The sequence below is a fragment of the Acidisoma sp. 7E03 genome, from assembly GCF_054665075.1.
Genome location: NZ_BAAFHE010000007.1, coordinates 103,278 through 121,916, shown reverse-complemented (window position 1 = coordinate 121,916; position 18,639 = coordinate 103,278). Strand labels below are relative to the sequence as shown.

The following is an 18,639-nucleotide window of genomic DNA, read 5'->3' as shown; positions in this document are numbered from 1 at the left end:
GGCCAGGTTCAGGCGACCTCAGTCGTTGGGCGTCTGATAGATGCTGAAGGGGAAATACTTGGACTGCAGCTTGTCGTAGGTGCCGTCCTTGTGGATGGCGGCGATCGCCTCGTTGATCTTGGCGAGCAGCGCCGTCTCGTTCTTGCGCACGCCGATGGCGACGTAGGAGCCGAGCACGTCCTTCGGATCCTGGGCGGCGGTGATGTTGGCGACGAGCGCGTAGTCCTGGCCCTTTGGCGTCTTGAGGAAGCCGTAATCGGCTTCGACGGAATCCTGCAGCGAGGCGTCGAGACGGCCGGCGAGCAGATCGGCATAGACCTGATCCTGGCCGGGGTAGGAGACGACCTTCACGCCGTTCGGCTTCCAATAGGTATTGGCGTAGGATTCCTGGATGGTGCCGGCTTCCACGCCGACCGTCTTGCCCTTCAGGCTCTCGGCGGTGGCTTGCAGCCCCGAGCCCTTCTTGGCGATCAGGCTGGTCGGCTCGTTATACATCTCGCTGGAGAAGGCGATGGCCTTCTCGCGCTCCGGTGTCTTCGACATGGAGGAAAGGATCGCGTCGAACTTGCGGGCCTGCAGCGCCGGAATGATGCCGCTGAAGGTCTGCGACACGAAGACGCACTTCACCTTCAGGTAGGCGCAGATCGCCTTGCCGAGGTCGATGTCGAAGCCTTCCATCTGACCCGAGGGCGACAGGCTCTCGAAGGGCGGATAGGTCGCATCGACGCCGAACTTGATTTCCTTGAATTCCTTGGCCTGGGCCAGCGGCGCGAAGCCGAGACCGAGCGCCATGACCGCCAGCGCGCCGGCAGCGAGAAGCTTCTTCATAACCGCATCTCCTTTAACGTCCGTAAGAGAGCCGGGCGCCTTTCGCCCGGCTCGCATGATGCCTCGCGCCATGCATGAGGGGTGGATGGTCCCGCCCGCCATGCAAAGGGCACGCCTTGAGATAATGCGAGTGCCGCCGGCACCGCGCATCATCGTCTCGCCCCCTTGCCGCCAATTCCGTCAAACGGCAAGCCGCCATCGCGGTTCCCGACCCATCGAACCGTCTTTTTTGCCGGTCTCTGCCTTTCCCTTGACAGGCTCAGCCAGTTGCGGGGATCAATCGGCTTTCCGCAAGAGATGCTTCACGCGATGGCCCTAGTTCAGGAAGAGAACGCAACCGCCCGGGTGACGAAGGGTGGAGAGGCTTTGCGTGTCGATGGCATGCGCAAGAGCTTCGGGCCGCATGAGGTGCTGAAAGGCATCTCCCTCACCGCCCATGAGCACGACGTCATCGCCATCCTCGGCAGCAGCGGCTCCGGCAAGAGCACCTTCCTGCGCTGCATCAATCTCCTGGAGATGCCCGATGCCGGCGAAGTGCGGGTCCGCGGCGAGCTGATCGGCATGCGCCGCCGGCGGGATGGCACGCAGGAGCCCGCCGATGCCCGGCAAGTGGAGCGTATTCGCCGCGAACTCGGCATGGTCTTCCAGCAATTCAATCTCTGGAGCCATATGACGGTGATCCAGAACCTCATCGAAGCGCCGATGCACGTTCTTGGCCTGAGCCGCCATGAGGCGGTCGAGCGGGCGGAAGCGATGCTCGACAAGGTCGGGCTCGCAGCCAAGCGGGACGCCTATCCGGTGCAGCTGTCGGGCGGCCAGCAGCAGCGCGTCGGCATCGCCCGCGCCCTCTGCATGGAGCCGGCCGTCCTGCTCTTCGACGAACCGACTTCGGCGCTCGACCCCGAACTGGTAGGCGAAGTGCTGACGGTGATGCGCAACCTCGCCGCCGAAGGCCGCACCATGCTGGTGGTCACGCACGAGATGGCCTTCGCGCGCCAGGTGGCGAGCCACGTCGTCTTCCTCCATCAGGGGCTCGTGGAGGAAGAGGGCACACCGGACGAGGTCTTCCTCCATCCGAAATCGGAACGCTGCCGCCAGTTCCTCTCGCGCATGCATGGCTGAGGCGGCGGGCCGGCCTAAGCTGCGCTGCGCCTGGGCGGACAGCGACCCGGTGATGCAGGCCTATCACGACGATGAATGGGGCGTGCCCGTGCGGGACAGCCGCATGCTGTGGGAAATGCTGATGCTGGAAGGATTCCAGGCCGGCCTCTCCTGGCGCACCATCCTGCTCCGCCGCGAGGGCTTCCGCACCGCCTTCCGCGGTTTCGTGCCGGAGACCGTCGCGGCCTTCGACGATCGGGATGTCGAACGGCTGATGGCCGATCCCGGCATCATCCGGGCGCGCGCCAAGATTCTGGCCACCATCGGCGGCGCCCGCGCCTATCTCGCCATGCGCGACCGGGGGGAGGACTTCGCCGATTTCACCTGGAGCTTCACCAAGGGGCGCGTTCTGCGCGGTGACGGCGTGACGCTGCCGGCCGAAACGCCGCTCTCGATCGAAATTTCGAAAGCGCTGAAGGCGCGCGGCTTCAAATTCGTGGGCCCCGTCATCGTCTATGCCTGGATGCAGGCCGTGGGCCTGGTGGACGATCACGCCAAAGCATGTTTCTGCCGCAAGGCGCGTCGCTGAACCTGCCGGAGCCGATCATGAAGAAGACCACCACCTTCCTCTTCGCCCTTGCTGTCGCCATCGCAGGCCCGGCGGCCGCCCGCGCCGGCTGCCTCGTCAAAGGCGAGACGCCGATGACCATCGCGACGCTCTATTTCGGCGAGACGATTGGCGACCATGGGCGGGTGACAGAAGCGCAATGGGCCGATTTCACGGCCAAGGTCATCACCCCGACCTTCCCGGACGGCTTCACCGTCGCCGATGGGTCAGGCCAGTGGATGGACGAGAAGAACCACGAGACCGATTACGACCCGACCAAGATCCTTACCGTCGCCGCCCCCACCTCCCCCGAGCTCGCGACCAAGCTGCTGCACGTCATGAAGGCCTATGAAAAGGAATTCCAGCAGGAGGCGGTCGGCGTCACCACCGTCGACGGCTGCGCCGGATTTAACGAGTAGAGCCGGCAGGAGGGACGCATGGACGTGGAACTGGTGATGCCGGTGCTGGGCGAGAAGATCGAAGAAGCGCGCATCCGCGCCTGGACGGCCTCGGAAGGCGACCCGGTCGAGGCCGGGGACGTCATCTGCGTCATCAGCACGCCGAAACTCGACATGGATCTGGAATGCCCGGCGACGGGCACGCTCAAGACCATCGTGGTGGACGAGGACGAGGTGGCGGCGGTCGGCGCCATCCTCGGCATCATCGAGACGGGCGAGGCGGAAGAGGCGGTTTGACCAGCCTCGCTCCTGCTCACACGGCGAGGCCCTGGTAGCGCAGCTCCGTCATCATGCCGGTCATCATGTGATAGAGGTTGTGGCAGTGCAGCGCCCAGCGGCCGGGATTGACCGCATCGAAGCCGATGCGCACCTGCCGTCCAGCTTCGACCAGCACCGTATCCCGCACCGCCCCCGCAATGGGCTGTCCGTCGAGTTCCAGCACCTGGAAGGCGTGGCCATGCAGGTGCATGGGATGCGCCATCATGGTCTGATTGACGAGGTCGATTTCCACCCGCGCGCCGGCCTTCAGCATGAGCGGCGTCACCTGGGGCCAGGCCTCGCCGTTCAGCGTCCAGCGATAGGGCTGCATCCCGCCGCCGAGCAGGATGCGCGCGCGCTGGTCGGTCCGGCGCTGTGCGAGCGGCGCGGCCGCACGCAGACGCCGCTCCAGGGAGTTGTCGACGGCCGGCGCCGCCTGATCGGCGTCTGACGCGATCCGAGTGACCGCCGCCCCCGGGGTCGCCAGAATGAGGCCGGTGCGCTGCGGGCTGCCCTCGAGCTGGGCCAGAATTGGAAAGGAGCCGCCCCCCGTCGGCAGGTCGATCAGGAGGTCGATCCTCTGCGCGATGGAGAGCGGAAAGCGGGAGCCGGTGACCGGCAAGACCGGATGCCCGTCGACCGCGGCGACCGTCGCTTGAAGGCTGCCGAGATCGAGCCAGAAGGCGCTGGACGACGCGCCGTTGATGACCCGCAGGTGAAGACGCCCGCCTGGAGCCACCGGCACGACCTCGGGATCGTCCAGCGTCCGGTCATTGGCGAGGAATGCGTCATAAGCGATGTCGTTGAGGTCCATCGCCGGCATGGTGGAGGATTGGCCCGGCGCCTTGGCCATCGGCATCCCCATGTCCATCGTACCGCCCATACCCATGTCCATCGTCATGGTCTTGTCCGCTGGCATGTCCATCGACATGCCCTGCCCGGCGGCCTGATGGGTCAGACCCGCGAGAAGTTCCGCCGGCGGCCGGAAGCTGAAGTCGTGCAGCATCAGCACCACCTCCTGCCGGTCCTCCGCACGCTCCGCCTGGCTCCGAACGATCAGTGGCGCCGCCAGCAGCGCCTGCTCCTGCAGGTCCTGGTGGGAATGCATCCAGAACGTGCCCGGGATGGGCGTGAAGTCATAGGCGGCGCGTCCACCAGGGGGTAGCGGCGGCGTCTGCGGCCAGGGAAAGCCATCCTGCTGCCAGGGCGGCAGCTGACCGTGCCAGTGCACGATGGTCTTCTCCGCCAGCCGGTTTTCGAGCGTCACCTGGAAGGCCTCGCCCGGATCGAGTGTCAGCCTCGGGCGGCCCGCGTCGTTGACGAGGCGGAGAACACGCGCACTGCGGCCCTTCACATCCAGCGTGGCGGAGGTCGCAAGAAGGCGGCGGCCGGCGGGAGCGGCATGAGCCGGATGCGGCACGAAGCCGGCGATTGCGCCGGCCGCTGTCATGCCGGACAGGAAGCCGCGACGGGACAGGAAGGAACTCATGATGCACTCCTGGCGGAGCGACCTATCATCGCCCCGCCGGCATCTTAAAGATTCCCAGACTGGGAAGGTCAACCGAGGCGCGCTGGCGTCCCGCCGTCAGGCAGCGAAGCTCCACGCGCCCTCTTCCGCGGTCAGCGCGCGCGCGCGCAGGCCCGCGAACAGATCGCGCCCCATGGTGTCGGCAAGCGGGTCGTGATGGTCGGGGGGATTGTCCCGCGCCGCCCAGTCCGCCTCGTCCACCTCCGCGACAACACGGCCTGCCTCGGCGTCGAGCGTGATGATGTCGCCATCCCGCACCCGGCCGATCGGTCCGCCCATACAGACCTCGGGTGAAAGATGGATCACCATCGGCACCTTGCCGGACGCGCCGGACATGCGGCCGTCCGTGACCAAGCCGACATCGAAGCCTTGGTCCTGCAGCGCGCCGAGAATGGGGGTGAGCTGGTGCAGTTCCGGCATGCCATTGGCCCTCGGCCCCTGGTGGCGCAGCACGGCGATGAAGTCCCGCTGCAATTCGCCGCGCTTATGCGCGGCCACCAGTGCCTCCTGCGTATCGAAGACGATGGCCGGCGCACGGACGAACCGGTGCTCGGGCGCGACGGCCGATATCTTGATGACGCCGCGCCCGAGATTGCCGCGCATGAGGCGCAAGCCGCCATCGGGCGCGAAAGGCGCGGCGACCGGCGCGAGCACCGCCGCATCGCCGCTGCGGCTGACGCCGGGCCGCCAGACCAGATGGCCAGCCTCGTCGAGCGCTGGCTCCTGGCGGTAGGCGGCGAGCCCCTGGCCCGCCACCGTCACCACGTCCTCATGCAGCAGGCCGGCATCGAGCAGTTCGCCGATGAGGAAGGCCATGCCGCCGGCCGCGTGGAAATGGTTCACGTCCGCCTTGCCGTTCGGATAGACGCGGGCGAGCAGCGGTGTGGCCGCGGAGATCGCGTCGAAATCGTCCCAGGTGATGTGGATGCCGGCGGCGCGCGCCATGGCGACGAGATGGATGGTGTGGTTGGTCGACCCGCCGGTCGCCATCAGCGCCACGATGCCGTTGATGACGGCGCGCTCGTCCACCACCTCGGCGATCGGCGTGTATTGGTTGCCGCGGGCGGAGATTTCCAGCACGCGGCGCGCGGCGGCGCCGGTCAGCGCGTCCCGCAAGGGCGTGCCGGGATGCACAAAGGCGGCCCCTGGGAGATGCAGGCCCATCACCTCCATCAGCATCTGGTTGGAATTCGCGGTGCCGTAGAAGGTGCAGGTGCCGGGGCCGTGATAGGCCTTCATCTCGCTTTCCAGCAGCGCCTCGCGGCCCACCTCGCCCAGGGCATATTGCTGGCGGACCTTGGCCTTCTCGGCGTTGGAGATGCCCGAGGTCATCGGGCCGGCCGGCACGAAGATCGTCGGCAGATGACCGTATTGCAGGGCGCCGATGACGAGGCCCGGCACGATCTTGTCGCAGACGCCGAGCATCAGCGCCCCGTCATAGACGTTGTGGGAGAGGCCGATCGCGACGCTCATGGCGATGACGTCGCGCGAGAAGAGCGACATCTCCATGCCGGGGTTGCCCTGGGTCACGCCGTCGCACATGGCGGGCACACCGCCCGCCACCTGCGCCAAGCCCCCGGCGAGTCGGGCAGCCCGGCGGATGATCTCCGGATAATGCTCGAAGGGTTGATGCGCCGACAGCATGTCGTTGTACGAGGTGATGATGCCGATGTTGGGCGCAGCGCCGCTGGCCAGGCGATGCTTGTCGCCGGCCGGCATCGGCGCATAGGCGTGGGCGAGGTTGGCGCAGGACAGGCCGGAGCGCGGCGGATAGGCCTCAGCGGCCGCCCGGGTGCGGGCGAGATAGGCAGCGCGGCTCGCGGCGCTGCGGGCGCGGACACGCTCCGTTACCGCTTCGATACGAGCATCTATCCCTGCCATGAAGCCTCCTTCTCTCTCGTCCTAGCCGGAACGGTTGTAGACGGCTTCGAGTGCCGCCGTCAGCTATTCCGGTATCGGGCGAACGCGCGCTCGCGCCGGAGGCGAGGCGGTCCATCCAGAGAAAAAAGGGGGGTGGTCGGGACGAGAGGATTCGAACCTCCGGCCTCCTGCTCCCGAAGCAGGCGCACTACCAGGCTGTGCTACGTCCCGAAACCTGGCTCGAAATCAATCGAGGGCCGGCATATAGCGGGGTCCGCGCGGCGGGGCAAGCCACCCAGCCGCCGAAATGCGATGCAGGAATGAAGGGTAAGACATGGATCGAGTATGGCTCGGCATCGGCGGCATCTATGGGCTGACGGGCGTGATGATGGCGGCGCTTGCTGCCCATGCCCTGCCGGGGCGCCTCTCTCCCGCCAATCTCGGATTCGTCCATACCGCCATCGAGATGCAGATGTGGCATGCGCTGGCGCTGGTCGGCTGTGGCGCGCTTGCCCGCCTCCGCCCCGGCCGCGCTGTCACGCTGGCAGGCAGCGGCTTCGCCCTTGGCACCCTGCTCTTCTGCACAGCGGTGTACGCCCTCGCCCTCGGCGGGGTCGAGCTGCCGGCCGTTGCCCCCTCAGGCGGCTTCCTCACCATGGCCGGCTGGGCTGCGCTCGCCAGCCTCGCCTTCCGTCGCGGCTGACTCGGGCCCCGGCAGACGCACGCGGCTCACGGCCTCGATCACCATGTCGCGGAGGGACAGGGGACGTGGCGTTGCGGCCTCCCGTTCGACGGCGGGCAGATCGGCTCTGCCGCCGGAGACGATGGGAACGTCGGGCAGCCGTTGCGATAGGCGCCGCCGCATATAGCGCAGGTACGGCGGGTCGCCGGCGGTCTCGAGGCCCACGATACACAGCAGGGCCACACCGGTCGTTTCCAGGGTGGCGATGCCGGCGCGGGAGACCGCCCCATAGCTCACCACCCTCACGGCAAAGCCGTGCTTGCGGAGGAGCTGCGCCAGCATCGCCGTCGGCATATCGTCGAGCGGACCGCGGCCGGCGATGCAGAGGGCGAGGGGCGGCGCCGCCTGGCTTGCCACCTCCGGCGGCAGGGCTACTTCCGGCGCTGGTTCCTTGACAACCTGCCGGCCGGGCCGTTCCACCCCGGCCACTTCCACCTCGCGCACGCGGAGGCGGTGCGGCGGGTCGACGTCGTCATAGCCGTCGAGCTCTTCGATGAGGCCGAGGAGATCCTCGCGCAGCCGCGCCACCTGGGCGTCCGACAGAGCGCCGCGCCGGATGTCTCCGGCGGCAAGGTCGAGACCGGGCAGCGCCACGCCATCATAATAGGCGCTGAGCGACCGGCTCTGCAGCAGCTGCTCCGCCTGCTCCTGCACCTCGTCCGGGTCATGCGCCAGCAGGCGCTGGTAGAAGGTTTCGACAGGCGTGAGCGCGGGCCTGTCCCCCAGCAGCACGTCGAAAAATTCCAGCCGTTTCACATGGCGTCCGACGACGACGAGGCAGAGCGTCATCGGCGTCGACAGGATCAGGCCGATCGGACCCCAGAGCCATCCCCAGAAGACGGCGACGACCAGCACGGCGACCGGCGAGAGCCCGGTGGTGCTGCCATAGGTCATGGGTTCCACGATCTGGCTGGTGATCCCTTCCACCACCACGAAGAGGACGAGGGTGGAGATGGCAAGGCCCCAATGCGGGTCCACGGCCGCGGCGAGCGCCACCGGCAGCAGGGCCGAAATGAGCGAGCCGATATAGGGCACGAAGCGCATCAGCATGCCGATGACGCCCCAGAGGATGGGGTTGGGCAGACCGAGGAAGGTGAGGCCGAGGCAGATGACGACGCCGAAGCCGGCATTGATGCCGGTCTGCATCAGAAAGTAGCGGGACAGCCTGCGGCCGGCATCGTCGATCGCGAGCGTCGTCCGGTGCAGGTCGCTCGAGCCGAAAAGACGGATCAGCCGGTCGCGCAGATCCTCCTTTTGCAGCAGAAAGAAGATGGCGAAGACGATGACGATGCCGATGGTCTCGATCGGCTGAAGGACCGGGGCGAGCAGGCTCTGCGCCAGCGACCAGGCGGAGGGCGGCGGGGATTCCAGCGTCACCGGCACGACATTGGCCGCGGCCGCCCCAGGGCTCGGCTTGGGCGCCGCTGGTCCACCGGCCACGTGCCCGGGCGGTCCCGCGACATGGCCGAGATGGCTCATCACCGCGGCGATCTGGCCGTTGACGACGCTCCGCACCGCGTCGAACTTGCGCAGGATCGTCGCCTGGTAGTTGGAGAGATTGCCGGCGAGATCGGCGATCTGCGTGCCGATCAGCGCCCCGATGAGCAGAATGACGACGAGGGCGAATAGAACGGAGAGCAGCACCGCCGCGACCTTCGGCAGGTGCAGGCGGCGCAGCAGGCCGACGACGGGACCGAGGACGAAGCTCAGCAGCACGGCGAGGGTGATCGGGATCAGCACGGTCTTGGCGAGGTAGAGCGCAGCCACCACGACGACCGAGACGAGCAGGATGAGCAGGCCTTGCGGCCGCGGCGCCTCGCTCGCGGGAACGCCGGCGCCGGGCAGCATGGTGGTTTCCGCGGTCTCGGCCATGGTCGCGCCTTTCTGCCCTGCGCCAGGCATGTCACCCCCGGCCGCTCGCATATAGGCCGAGACGGCCGCGACAGAAGACGGTGCGTCGATCACGCCCGCGCTGGGAGCTGCCGATCAGCCGGAGGTCTCAGTCCGGCCAGGTAATGGTCTCAGCCACGGCGCCGGCGCGAGGGATCGGCCGGACTCCGCAGATCCCAGAAGGGACGGCGTGATTCCATGAGCGCATCGCCCCGCCCGATGCCCATGTCAGACCAGAAACGATCGTCGAGGGTTGCGAGCTCCCGCCGTTCCGCCATGGTTTTGAGAATGCGGCGCAAGAGCCCGCGCGGCCAGACGATTCGCCGGCGGCTCGTGCCCGCCCGGGCCGGTTGCGTTATCGAGGAAGACAGAGTAGCGTTATCTATGTTTTCCATGGAAACGAATAACAGTACTCAGCGCGTTACTCAATACCTGAGGGATCTCGCGATCGCCGGCGCCCCCGGAACGCGGCTGCCTTCGGTGCGTGAGGTGATGCGTGCCTATGGAGTAAGCCCGGTAACGGTGCAGCGAGCGATCGATACCCTAGTACAGGCGGGGCTCATCGAAGCGCGCCCAGGCCAGGGCACCTTTGTGCGTGAACCGCAGGGCGCGGCCCCCCGCACCGATGTCGACTACGCCTGGCAAAGCCTTGCCCTCGGCTCACCCCGCGCGGTGGCCGACGGACTGAATGCCCTGCTGCGCATGCCGGCGCCGGAGGCTATGGCGCTGAACCTCGGCTATCTGCCGGAAGAGAGCCTGCCGCTCACCCAGTTGGCCGCCGCCGGAGCCCGTGCGCTCCGCCGCCCGGGCGTCTGGGCGCGCGTGCCGATCGAAGGGCTGGAGGCCCTGCGTGCCTGGTTTGCTTCCCAGGCGGGGGAAGCTTTCGGTCCGGGCGAGGTGACCATCTGCCCCGGAACCCAGGCCGCCAACGCCGCCGCTTTCCGCGCCCTTGCCCAGGCCGGGGACCCGGTATTGATCGAGAGCCCGAGCTATACCGGCGCTATCGCCGCGGCCGTCGCCGCCGGGCTGCGGCTCATCCCCGTGCCGACCGACGCCGAAGGCGTGCGGCCCGAACTGCTGGAGGAAGCCTTCGCCCGCACCGGCGCGCGGCTCTTCTATTGCCAACCGACCTTCGCCAACCCGACCGGGGCCGTGCTGTCCCCTGCGCGCCGCCAGGCCGTGCTCGACATCCTCGGCCGCGCAGGCGCCTTTCTCATCGAGGACGACTGGGCGCGGGACTTCGCTCTCGAAGGAGACCCGCCACCGCCGCTCGCCCAGGACGACGCGCATGGCCACGTCATCTATATCCGCTCGCTCACCAAGAGCGCGGCACCTGGCCTCCGCATCGGCGCCATCTGCGCGCGCGGCGCGGCGCTGGAGCGGCTGCGCATGGCGCGCCTCGTCGATGATTTCTCCGTCCCCGGTCTGATGCAGGAGACGGCATTGCAACTCGTGACCGCGCCGGGCTGGCCTCGCCATCTCAAGGCGCTGCGGGCGGAATTGCGGCACCGGCGCGATCTGCTGGCCGCGGCCGTTACAGCACGGCTGGGCGCCCATTGCCTGCGGCAGATTCCGGCCGGCGGCCTGCATCTGTGGATGAGCCTGCCCGCGGGCCTTTCCGATCTCGACATTGCCCGCAGGGCCGCGGCCGCCGGTGTGCTGGTGGGGGCGGGCCGGCACTGGTTCCCAGCCGAAGCCCCAGCCCCTTTCCTGCGGCTGAGCTTCGCCGGCGCTCGGCCGGACTGGGTGGACGCGGCGGCAGACCGGTTGGCGGCGCTCATTGCGGACGCGACATAGCACCCGCGGTGGACAGGGAGACGGTGGTTCCAGATTTCTCAAAAGCGCCGCGAATAGCGTCTGGCCTTGACCGCGCCATTCGCGTCATGATCGAACTGACGCGGTTCTTGGAATCCACGATGAGCCCGGAACGGCAACCGCAACTGATGAGGACTCCTTGGCGCCGTCCGACGCTCCGCGTCCCGCACCCGCTGCACCACCGCCCGCGAAACGGTCCCGTTTGTCGCGCTTCATCGGCAACGTTCTGCGGCTCGCCTCCTTTCTCGTTGCGGCAGCAATCGTCTACGTCTTCTATACCCAGTGGAATCGCTGGGAGGGCGAACAGCGCTATCAGACCACGACCGATGCCTATCTGCAGACCAATCTGACGCCCCTCGCCGCGCAGGTTCCCGGCTATGTCGCTCGTGTTCCCGTGCAGGATTACGCAACCGTCACGGCGGGCCAGCTCATCGCCCAGATCGATGACCGGGACTATCGGGCGCGCGTGGCCCAAGCAGAAGCTGGCATCCAAGGCGCCGAGGCCGCGATTGCGGAACTCGTCGCCCGCCGCCCGTTGCTGGCTGCCAATCTCGCTGCCGCCCAGGCGGTCGTCGCCGGCACGCGCGCGCGCCTCGCGCAAAGCGGGCGGGACGTTGCGCGCCAGCGCCAGCTGCTCCGCTCCGGATCCTCGTCTCAGGCCGACATGGAAAAGACGGGCACGGCCAATGCCGAACTTGCCGCCCAGCTGCAGCAGAATCAGGCCGAGGCCGACGCCGTCACCCAGCAGCTCCATCTGCTCGACGTGCAGCAGAAGCAGGCGGAAGCGACGCTCGCGGCGCAGCGCGCCGCCCTCAGCCTGGCGCAGATCAATCTCGGCTATACCCGCATCACCGCGCCGACCGCGGGCGCCATCGGCAAGCGCCAGGTTTTGCCCGGGCAATATGTCGCGCCGGGCACACAGATCACCACCCTCGCGGAACTGCCGCTCGTCTGGGTCAGCGCCAACTACAAGGAGACCCAGCTGACCCATGTCGTCGTGGGTGATACGGCGACCATCACGGTGGATAGTTTTCCGGACCACCTGCTGCACGGTCGGGTGATCGCCATCTCCCCAGCCTCCGGCTCCGAACTCGCGCTGCTGCCGCCCGACAATGCGACCGGCAATTTCACGAAGATCGTGCAACGCATTACCGTCAAGATCGCGATCACCGATGCGGATGGCCTGGCTGACAGGCTACGCGCCGGCATGTCGGCGATCCCGACGATCGACACCCACTCGGTCGCCGCCGGCTCATGAGCGGCGCCGCGCTTGCCACCGCGCCACCGGCACCGCCCGCCGAGATGCCAGTGCCTTGGCTCGGACTGCTTGCGGTCCTGCTCGGCACCTTCATCTCGACCCTGACGGGCCGACTCTCGACCTTCGGTCTCGCCGATGTCGAGGGCGCGATTCACGCCGCCTTCGATCAAGGCGCCTGGATCACCACCGCCTTCACGGTGGCGCAGATGCTGATCACGCCCATCGCCGTCTGGATCGGCAGCATCTTCGGGCCGCGCCGAATCCTCATCGTCGCGGCCCTCGTCTTCGCGCTCGCCTCAGCGGTCATTCCGTTGTCGCAGAATCTGCCGACAATGCTGACGCTGATGTTCATCTCGGGTCTCGGCTCGGGCTGCTTCATCCCGCTGACCTTGAGCTACATCCTGCGCAACATGCCGCTCAGGCTGTGGGCCTATGGCGTGGTACTCTATGCGCTCAACCTCGAACTATCGCTCAACATCTCTGCCTCGCTCGAGGGATGGTACGTCGATCACCTCTCCTGGCATTGGATCTTCTGGCAGAACGTGCCGCTCGCCCTCGGCATGGCCTGCTGCCTCCATTTCGGGGTGCGCTACCAACCGCCGCCACCCACGCCCATTCATCGCGATCCCTTCGGCCTCGCGGCCTGCGGCCTCGGCCTCGCGCTGCTCTACGCCGCACTCGACCAGGGCAACCGGCTTGATTGGACAAGCTCCGGCCTGATCTGGGGCCTCGCTCTCGCCGGTGTCTTCATGCTCGTGGCCTTCGTCGTGCACGAAAAGATGGCGGCGTTTCCCTGGCTCGACTTCACCGTGCTCATCCGGAAACCGATGCCCTATCTGCTGCTGATGATCGGGCTGCTGCGCTTGACGATTCTCTCCACCGCCTTCCTCATTCCCTACTTCCTCGGCGGCGTCCGTGGCTTCCGCGCCTTGCAGGTGGGCGACACGCTGATCTGGATCGCCATCCCGCAGCTCGTCATCTGCCCCGTCGCGGCCTTTATGCTGCGCCGCGCCGATCCGCGCATCCTCTCGTCCCTCGGTCTCTGCCTCGTCGGTGCCGCCTGCCTCATGGTGGCCAATACGCTGACCCCGAGCTGGGGCTCAGACCAGTTCCTCCTGTCGCAACTGTTGCAGGCCGTCGGCCAGAGCTTCGCCCTCTCCGGCATCATCTTCAACGGCGTGCTCAATCTGCGCCCGCAGGATGCGCTGTCCTTCGGCGCCTTGCTGCAGATCGCGCGCCTCTTCGGCGGCGAGGTCGGGCAGGCCTTCGTCTCGACCACAGCCCGGCTGCGCGAACAGCGCGCCTCCAACCTCATCGGCCAGCACCTGCAGGCCGGTGCGCAAGACGTGAACGATCGTCTGTCCGTCTATGCCCATCTCATCCAGCAACACGGTGGCCAGGGTGGGGCGGCCCCCGAACTGCTCGCCCGCATCGTGCGGCTGCAGGCGACGACGCAGGCGACGATCGACGTCTTCGTGGCGGTCGCCGCCTGCGCCGCCCTCGGCCTGTTCGTGATGATCGTGCTGCTGCCGGCGCCACCGCGCACGCCGGCCTCCCACCGGCCACTCTTTCGCAAGGCATCCGCCGGATGAGCCGCTTCCGCTCAGCCGCGCTACTGCTGGCCACGGCGCTGACCGCCTGCACGCTCGGTCCCGATTATCACCCCCCGGTGCCGCCGCAGGGGGCTACGGCACCGCTCACGCCGAACGACACCACGATTGTCAGTGCATCTCCCCTACCGACGGGCTGGTGGCGGCTGTATGACGATCCGCGCCTTGATGCGCTGGTCGAACAGGCCTTCGCCGCCAATGACGATCTCCGTGTCGCGGAAGCCAATATCGCCGCTGCCCGTGCGATCTTCGAAGGCGCCCGCGCGCTGCAACTGCCGCAGACGGCGATCTCCGGCAGCGGAACCTATGGCCGCAGTTCCACCCTTGACACCATTCTCGAAACCGAGGGCCACCAGCCGCAGGATACCTGGCTGTTCGACGCGACCTTCGACGTGTCCTACGAGATCGACCTCTTCGGCCATGTCCGCCGCTCCGTCGAAGCGGCGCGGGACAATGCCGAGGCCGTCGCTGCCGCGCGCGATGGCTTGCGCGCAACGATCGCGGCGGAGACCACGCGTGCCTATGCTTCGGTCTGCGCCCTCGGGCTGCAGCTCTCGGTCGCGCAGCATTCGCTCGACGTCTCCCAGAACGAATTGCGCATCGTCGAAAATCGCCGGATCGCAGGCGCTGGCACGGATTTCGACGTCGTGCGCTCAAAGACCCTGGTCGCGCAGGTGCAGGCCATCCTGCCGCCGCTGGAAGGCCAGCGGCAGGCCGCTCTCCTCGAACTCACCGCTCTGCTCGGCCGCACCCCGGCCGAGGCGCCGCGCGACGTGCTCGCCTGCGTGACGCCGCCGCAGCTTTCCGAGCCCGTGCCGGTGGGCGATGGCGCCGCCCTGTTGCGCCGCCGGCCCGACATCCGCGAAGCCGACCGCAAGCTGGCGACGGCCCTCGCCGAGATCGGCGTCGCCAAGGCCGATCTCTTTCCGCGCGTCACCCTCACCGGCTTCTATGGCGGGGCCAGCAATCAGATCACGCTGCTCGGTTCCAATTCCGGCCTGACCTGGGGAGTGGGACCCGCCATCAGCTGGAGCTTCCCGAACCTCGCCGGGCCGCTGGCGAAGCTCGCGCAAAGCCGCGCCGTCGCGCGCGGCGCGCTCGCGCAATATGACGCTACGGTGCTGACGGCGCTGAAGGAGACGGCCCAGGCCCTCGCCGCCTATCAGGCCGAGTTGCAGCATCATGCGGCGCTCGCGGAGGCGGCGTCGGAGGCCGGGCAGGCGCTGACGATCGCGCAAGCCCAGTATCTGGCGGGGGGCATCAGTCATCTCGACCTGCTGACGACGGAACAGACCAAGGTCTCGGCGGATCAGGCGGTCGCGGCCTCGGATGCGGCGCTGATCCAGGACCAGATCGGGCTCTTCAAGGCGCTCGGCGGCGGCTGGGAACCGGTGCCGCCGCCTGCCTGATCCCGAGCAGGTTACAGCAGGGTTAGAAAATGTTCTTGCCTTGTTCCTGTTTTATTCGCTAGCCTGACGGCGTTCTCACAACGAGGTTCACGTCATGCTTGATCCTTCGCTGCGTCCCGCCGAAGACCAGGAAGTCGTCCAGGAACTCGCCTTCGTACTGCGGAGCTGGCCCGGGGCGCGCGGTCGCCGCCGCAAGGATGAGCAGCTCGCCCGCATCACGGCCGAGCGGCTCGTCGACTATCTCCACCTGTCCGGCTTCGAACTGCTGCGCCGCCCGCAGGTCGCGATGGACATGACCTATGTGGGCCGCGCCGGCGGGTGAAGGCCGCGGCCAGCCGGGTTCAGCCGGCTGGCCATTCCTCCACCGTTTCGCGCAGCAGCGCGAGATCCGCCGGACGGGACAGGCGATGATCGCCGTCCTTGATCAAGGTGACACGAACATCCGTCGCGGCCAGCCGCTCCGCCAGTGACACGGCGGTCTGCCAGGGCACGTCCGCATCCCGTTGGCCCTGCAGCAGCCGTACAGGACAGGTCAGCGGAATCTCGGCCTCCATGAGGAGGTGCCGGCGCCCATCTTCGATCAGGCGCCGCGTGATCGGCAGAGGCTCGCCGTAGTCGCTCGGGGCGTAGAGCACGCCACGGGACATGAGCTCGGCCCGATGGGCTTCCGGCATGGGTTGCCAGATCAAGGTTTCGGTGAAGTCAGGCGCGGCGGCGATGCCGACGAAGCCCTCCACCCGCGTGGCCCGCGCGAGCGCGACCCTGAGACCGATCCAGCCGCCCATGGAGGAGCCGATGAGAAGCAGCGGTCCCTCCGTCGTCGCATCGATCACCGCCAGCGCATCCTCGGTCCACTGACCGATCGTGCCGTCCTCAAAGCGGCCGCCGCTCACGCCATGGCCGGAATAGTCGAGGCGCAGGAGGGAACGCCCCATTTCCCGCGCCCAATCGGCCAGGAAGAGGGCCTTGCTGCCCTCCATGTCGCTCTTGAAGCCCGGCAGGAACACCACGGTCGGCCCCGCGCCAGTGTGGCGCTTCCACGCAAGGTCCACGCCGTCGGCACGCGTTACGCGCCCGCTCTGCTCCGTCATTCCGCCATCTCCTCGTCCCCGGCGCGCGGCGCCTCGGCGCCCTCGACCTCGCCTTCGCGCTCGGCGCTCAGCCGGTCGACACGCCGGCCATCCATGGCCAGGACTTCGAAACGCCAGCCGCCGAAAACGATGCGGTCACCTACCTGGGGCACGCGGCGCAGCAAAGCGAGCACCAAACCACCCGCGGTGTGATAGGTGCCGCGGGACGGCACGTCGGTAAGGGACAGCTTCTCCATCAGCTCGTCGAGCGGCATGAGGCCGTCGAGCTGGAAGCTCGTTTCTTCCGTCTCTTCGGCCTCGGGGCCGCCATGCTCGGCGACGTTTTCGTCCACTTCGCCGACGATCGCCTCCAACATGTCGGCCGCGGTGATCAGCCCTTCGAAGCTGCCGTATTCGTCGATGACGAAGGCCATGCCGTTGCCGTCCCCCTTCAGCCGCTCGAAGGCGTCGAGCGCGCTGATCGCATCGGGCACGATCATCGGCTGCAGGATGGCGGCGTCGAGGTTGAGGGGAGCGCCTCCCAGCATCTGCCCCAGCAGCTTCTTCGCCTGAACGATGCCGATGGCATTGTCGATCGAACCATCGCCCACCACGAAGCGAGAATGCTGCTGCGTCTGCAGCTTGGCGATCATGTCCTCCTTCGGCCCGCTGCGGTCGATCCAGGCGATTTCCGTCCGCGGCGTCATGATGGCGCGCACTGGCTTGTCGGCGAGGCGGAGAATGCGCTCAATCATCAGCTTCTCCTCGCTCTCGAGCACACCGGATTGGGTGCTTTCGGCGAGAAGCGCGCGCAGCTCCTCTTCGCTCGGCACCTCCGGGCGGCTGCCCGAGACGCCGAAGAAGCGGAGGATCCCGGCCGAGGTCTTGCTGAGCAGCCAGACGGCCGGCGTCGCGAACCGGGCGATGACGGTGAGCATGGGCGCGGCACGCGCCGCCACCATCTCCGGCCGGCGGAGTGCGAGCTGCTTGGGCACCAATTCGCCCAGCACCATGGTGAGGAAGGTGATGAGCACCACGGTGAGGAAGAAGGCCGCGGCATGGGCGAGCCCCGTGGGCACTCCGAGATGCTGCAGCGCCAGCTCCACGTCTCCGGTAATGCGCTCGCCGCTGAACATGCCGGTGATGACGCTGACGAGGGTGATCCCGACCTGCACCGTCGGCAGAAAGACGCTGGGGTTGTCGGCCAGCCGGCGGGCGACGGTCGCCCCCGCGACACCCTTGCGCTCGAGCACGGCAAGCCGGGCCCGGCGCGCCGAGACGAGTGCCAATTCGCTGCAGGCGAACAGTCCGTTGATCAAAATCAGCACCAGAATGCCGATGCTTTCGAACCAGATCTCCACGCCTTGCCGGCCTCCTCTGTCGCGGCCATGAATGGACACGCGCAATCCCATGGTAGCGCAGGTGCAAAAGGCCTGCTCCACCCGATCTTCCTATAACATCCAGGCGGCCCTGGCTTCCCCAGGAAGGTCCGGCGGCCCGGAGATCAACTGTCGAGGATGAGGATGTCGATGCGAACGCCCCCGCCCCTGGTTCTGCTGCTCGGCCTGCTCGGCCTCATACCCTTCCTGGTCGCCGCCTACCTCGCCTGCGCCTGGCCTCGCCCGGCCGATCTGCGGCCGCTGACCGCCCTCATCGGCTATGGCGCCGTCATCCTCTCCTTCCTCGGCGCCGTGCATTGGGGCTTCGCGCTCGCCGAGCCGCCGGCCTCCCTCGCGGGCCTTGCGCCACCGCCCACCAGCCGCGACCCGGCGCACAAGCCCCGCCTCGTGCTGGGAGTCGTACCGGCGCTCGTCGGTTGGGTCGCGATTTTGGTGAATGCGTTGCTGCCGTCCCCGGCGATCGCCCTCTGCATTCTCATCGCTGGTTTCCTGGCGACGAATGTGGCGGAGCATGACGGCTATCGCCGCGGCTGGGTGCCGGCGCGCTACATCTGGCTGCGCTGGGTGCTGACTGTGATCGTCGTCGCTCTGCTCACCACCACGCTCGTGGTCAAACTGTCGGGAGGCAGAATCACCTTCTAAGCATTTGATTTTGCTTTATGTCACAGTTCTGCCGCAAATTGTGATCGAGCCTTTGGCTCCGTTCGGTGGCGATTATGGCGCAAATGTGTCTTAATTAGGCCGCGATCACGACGAAAGCGGAGCAAGATGATGTTCTTCAAGGTCTCATCGGCCACTTCGAAAA

At 67.5% G+C, this 18,639-nt stretch carries 17 protein-coding genes and 1 tRNA gene; 11 read left to right on the top strand and 7 right to left on the bottom strand.

Annotation, left to right across the window (positions count from 1 at the left end; genetic code table 11):
* Positions 1-18: 18 nt before the first annotated feature.
* Positions 19-828 (bottom strand): ABC transporter substrate-binding protein, encoded by an 810-nt coding sequence (locus tag ACYQ6W_RS12615; RefSeq protein ID WP_459675679.1) that lies wholly within the window; start codon positions 826-828, stop codon positions 19-21.
* Positions 829-1,137: 309 nt separating this feature from the next.
* On the opposite strand from ACYQ6W_RS12615, the gene ACYQ6W_RS12610 reads away from it, so the two are divergent.
* From ACYQ6W_RS12610 to ACYQ6W_RS12595, 4 genes are read left to right on the top strand one after another with little or no spacing between them, the layout of a single operon-like run.
* Positions 1,138-1,950, top strand: a complete 813-nt coding sequence (locus ACYQ6W_RS12610) for an ABC transporter ATP-binding protein (protein WP_459675678.1) — start codon at positions 1,138-1,140, stop codon at positions 1,948-1,950.
* Entirely contained in the window at positions 1,943-2,518 is a 576-nt protein-coding gene (locus ACYQ6W_RS12605; RefSeq protein WP_459675677.1) for a DNA-3-methyladenine glycosylase I, read from the top strand. Before ACYQ6W_RS12610 ends, ACYQ6W_RS12605 begins: the two co-directional genes overlap by 8 nt.
* A 17-nt stretch (positions 2,519-2,535) precedes the next feature.
* Positions 2,536-2,955, top strand: coding sequence for a DUF3574 domain-containing protein (locus ACYQ6W_RS12600; protein ID WP_459675675.1), 420 nt, complete (start codon positions 2,536-2,538; stop codon positions 2,953-2,955).
* 18 nt (positions 2,956-2,973) lie between these two features.
* Positions 2,974-3,231 (top strand): biotin/lipoyl-containing protein, encoded by a 258-nt coding sequence (locus ACYQ6W_RS12595; RefSeq protein ID WP_459675673.1) that lies wholly within the window; start codon positions 2,974-2,976, stop codon positions 3,229-3,231.
* 16 nt (positions 3,232-3,247) lie between these two features.
* On the opposite strand, the gene ACYQ6W_RS12590 is transcribed toward ACYQ6W_RS12595, so the two are convergent.
* The 3 genes from ACYQ6W_RS12590 to ACYQ6W_RS12580 form a co-directional block, all read right to left on the bottom strand.
* Positions 3,248-4,741, bottom strand: coding sequence for a multicopper oxidase family protein (locus ACYQ6W_RS12590; RefSeq protein WP_459675672.1), 1,494 nt, complete (start codon positions 4,739-4,741; stop codon positions 3,248-3,250).
* A gap of 96 nt (positions 4,742-4,837) precedes the next feature.
* The gene (gene edd / locus ACYQ6W_RS12585; RefSeq protein ID WP_459675671.1) at positions 4,838-6,661 is read right to left on the bottom strand and encodes a phosphogluconate dehydratase; all 1,824 of its coding nucleotides are present in this window, start codon (positions 6,659-6,661) and stop codon (positions 4,838-4,840) included.
* 133 nt (positions 6,662-6,794) lie between these two features.
* Positions 6,795-6,871, bottom strand: a tRNA-Pro gene (locus tag ACYQ6W_RS12580).
* Between the two features lie 103 nt (positions 6,872-6,974).
* On the opposite strand from ACYQ6W_RS12580, the gene ACYQ6W_RS12575 reads away from it, so the two are divergent.
* Positions 6,975-7,343, top strand: coding sequence for a DUF423 domain-containing protein (locus ACYQ6W_RS12575; RefSeq protein WP_459675669.1), 369 nt, complete (start codon positions 6,975-6,977; stop codon positions 7,341-7,343).
* On the opposite strand, the gene ACYQ6W_RS12570 is transcribed toward ACYQ6W_RS12575, so the two are convergent.
* Positions 7,278-9,254, bottom strand: a complete 1,977-nt coding sequence (locus ACYQ6W_RS12570) for an AI-2E family transporter (protein ID WP_459675667.1) — start codon at positions 9,252-9,254, stop codon at positions 7,278-7,280. The two genes, ACYQ6W_RS12575 and ACYQ6W_RS12570, sit on opposite strands and share 66 nt — an antisense overlap.
* Before the next feature lie 216 nt (positions 9,255-9,470).
* Here ACYQ6W_RS12570 and ACYQ6W_RS12565 point away from each other — a divergent pair, with 216 nt between their 5' ends.
* The 5 genes from ACYQ6W_RS12565 (at position 9,471) to ACYQ6W_RS12545 (ending at position 15,686) form a co-directional block, all read left to right on the top strand.
* Complete coding sequence (locus ACYQ6W_RS12565; RefSeq protein ID WP_459675666.1) at positions 9,471-11,069, top strand: aminotransferase-like domain-containing protein; 1,599 nt, start codon at positions 9,471-9,473, stop codon at positions 11,067-11,069.
* A 220-nt stretch (positions 11,070-11,289) separates the two neighbouring features.
* The gene (locus ACYQ6W_RS12560; protein ID WP_459675665.1) at positions 11,290-12,345 is read left to right on the top strand and encodes an HlyD family secretion protein; all 1,056 of its coding nucleotides are present in this window, start codon (positions 11,290-11,292) and stop codon (positions 12,343-12,345) included.
* Positions 12,342-13,937, top strand: coding sequence for an MFS transporter (locus ACYQ6W_RS12555; protein ID WP_459675663.1), 1,596 nt, complete (start codon positions 12,342-12,344; stop codon positions 13,935-13,937). The genes ACYQ6W_RS12560 and ACYQ6W_RS12555 overlap by 4 nt, the downstream gene beginning before the upstream one ends.
* Positions 13,934-15,364 (top strand): efflux transporter outer membrane subunit, encoded by a 1,431-nt coding sequence (locus tag ACYQ6W_RS12550; RefSeq protein WP_459675661.1) that lies wholly within the window; start codon positions 13,934-13,936, stop codon positions 15,362-15,364. The genes ACYQ6W_RS12555 and ACYQ6W_RS12550 overlap by 4 nt, the downstream gene beginning before the upstream one ends.
* Before the next feature lie 94 nt (positions 15,365-15,458).
* A complete protein-coding gene (locus ACYQ6W_RS12545) occupies positions 15,459-15,686 on the top strand; it encodes a hypothetical protein (protein WP_459675660.1) in 228 nt (75 codons plus the stop codon).
* Between the two features lie 19 nt (positions 15,687-15,705).
* Here the strand turns inward: ACYQ6W_RS12545 and ACYQ6W_RS12540 are convergent, their stop codons facing one another.
* Together ACYQ6W_RS12540 and ACYQ6W_RS12535 are read right to left on the bottom strand one after the other, a co-directional pair.
* On the bottom strand, positions 15,706-16,455 hold the full coding sequence (locus ACYQ6W_RS12540; RefSeq protein ID WP_459675659.1) for an alpha/beta hydrolase: 750 nt from the start codon (positions 16,453-16,455) through the stop codon (positions 15,706-15,708).
* On the bottom strand, positions 16,452-17,795 hold the full coding sequence (locus ACYQ6W_RS12535; protein ID WP_459675657.1) for a hemolysin family protein: 1,344 nt from the start codon (positions 17,793-17,795) through the stop codon (positions 16,452-16,454). Before ACYQ6W_RS12535 ends, ACYQ6W_RS12540 begins: the two co-directional genes overlap by 4 nt.
* A 168-nt stretch (positions 17,796-17,963) precedes the next feature.
* Between ACYQ6W_RS12535 and ACYQ6W_RS12530 the strand changes: the two genes are divergently transcribed.
* Positions 17,964-18,476 carry a DUF3429 domain-containing protein gene (locus ACYQ6W_RS12530; RefSeq protein WP_459675655.1) on the top strand — a complete coding sequence of 171 codons (513 nt, stop codon included), beginning with the start codon at positions 17,964-17,966 and terminating at the stop codon, positions 18,474-18,476.
* Positions 18,477-18,639 lie beyond the last annotated feature (163 nt).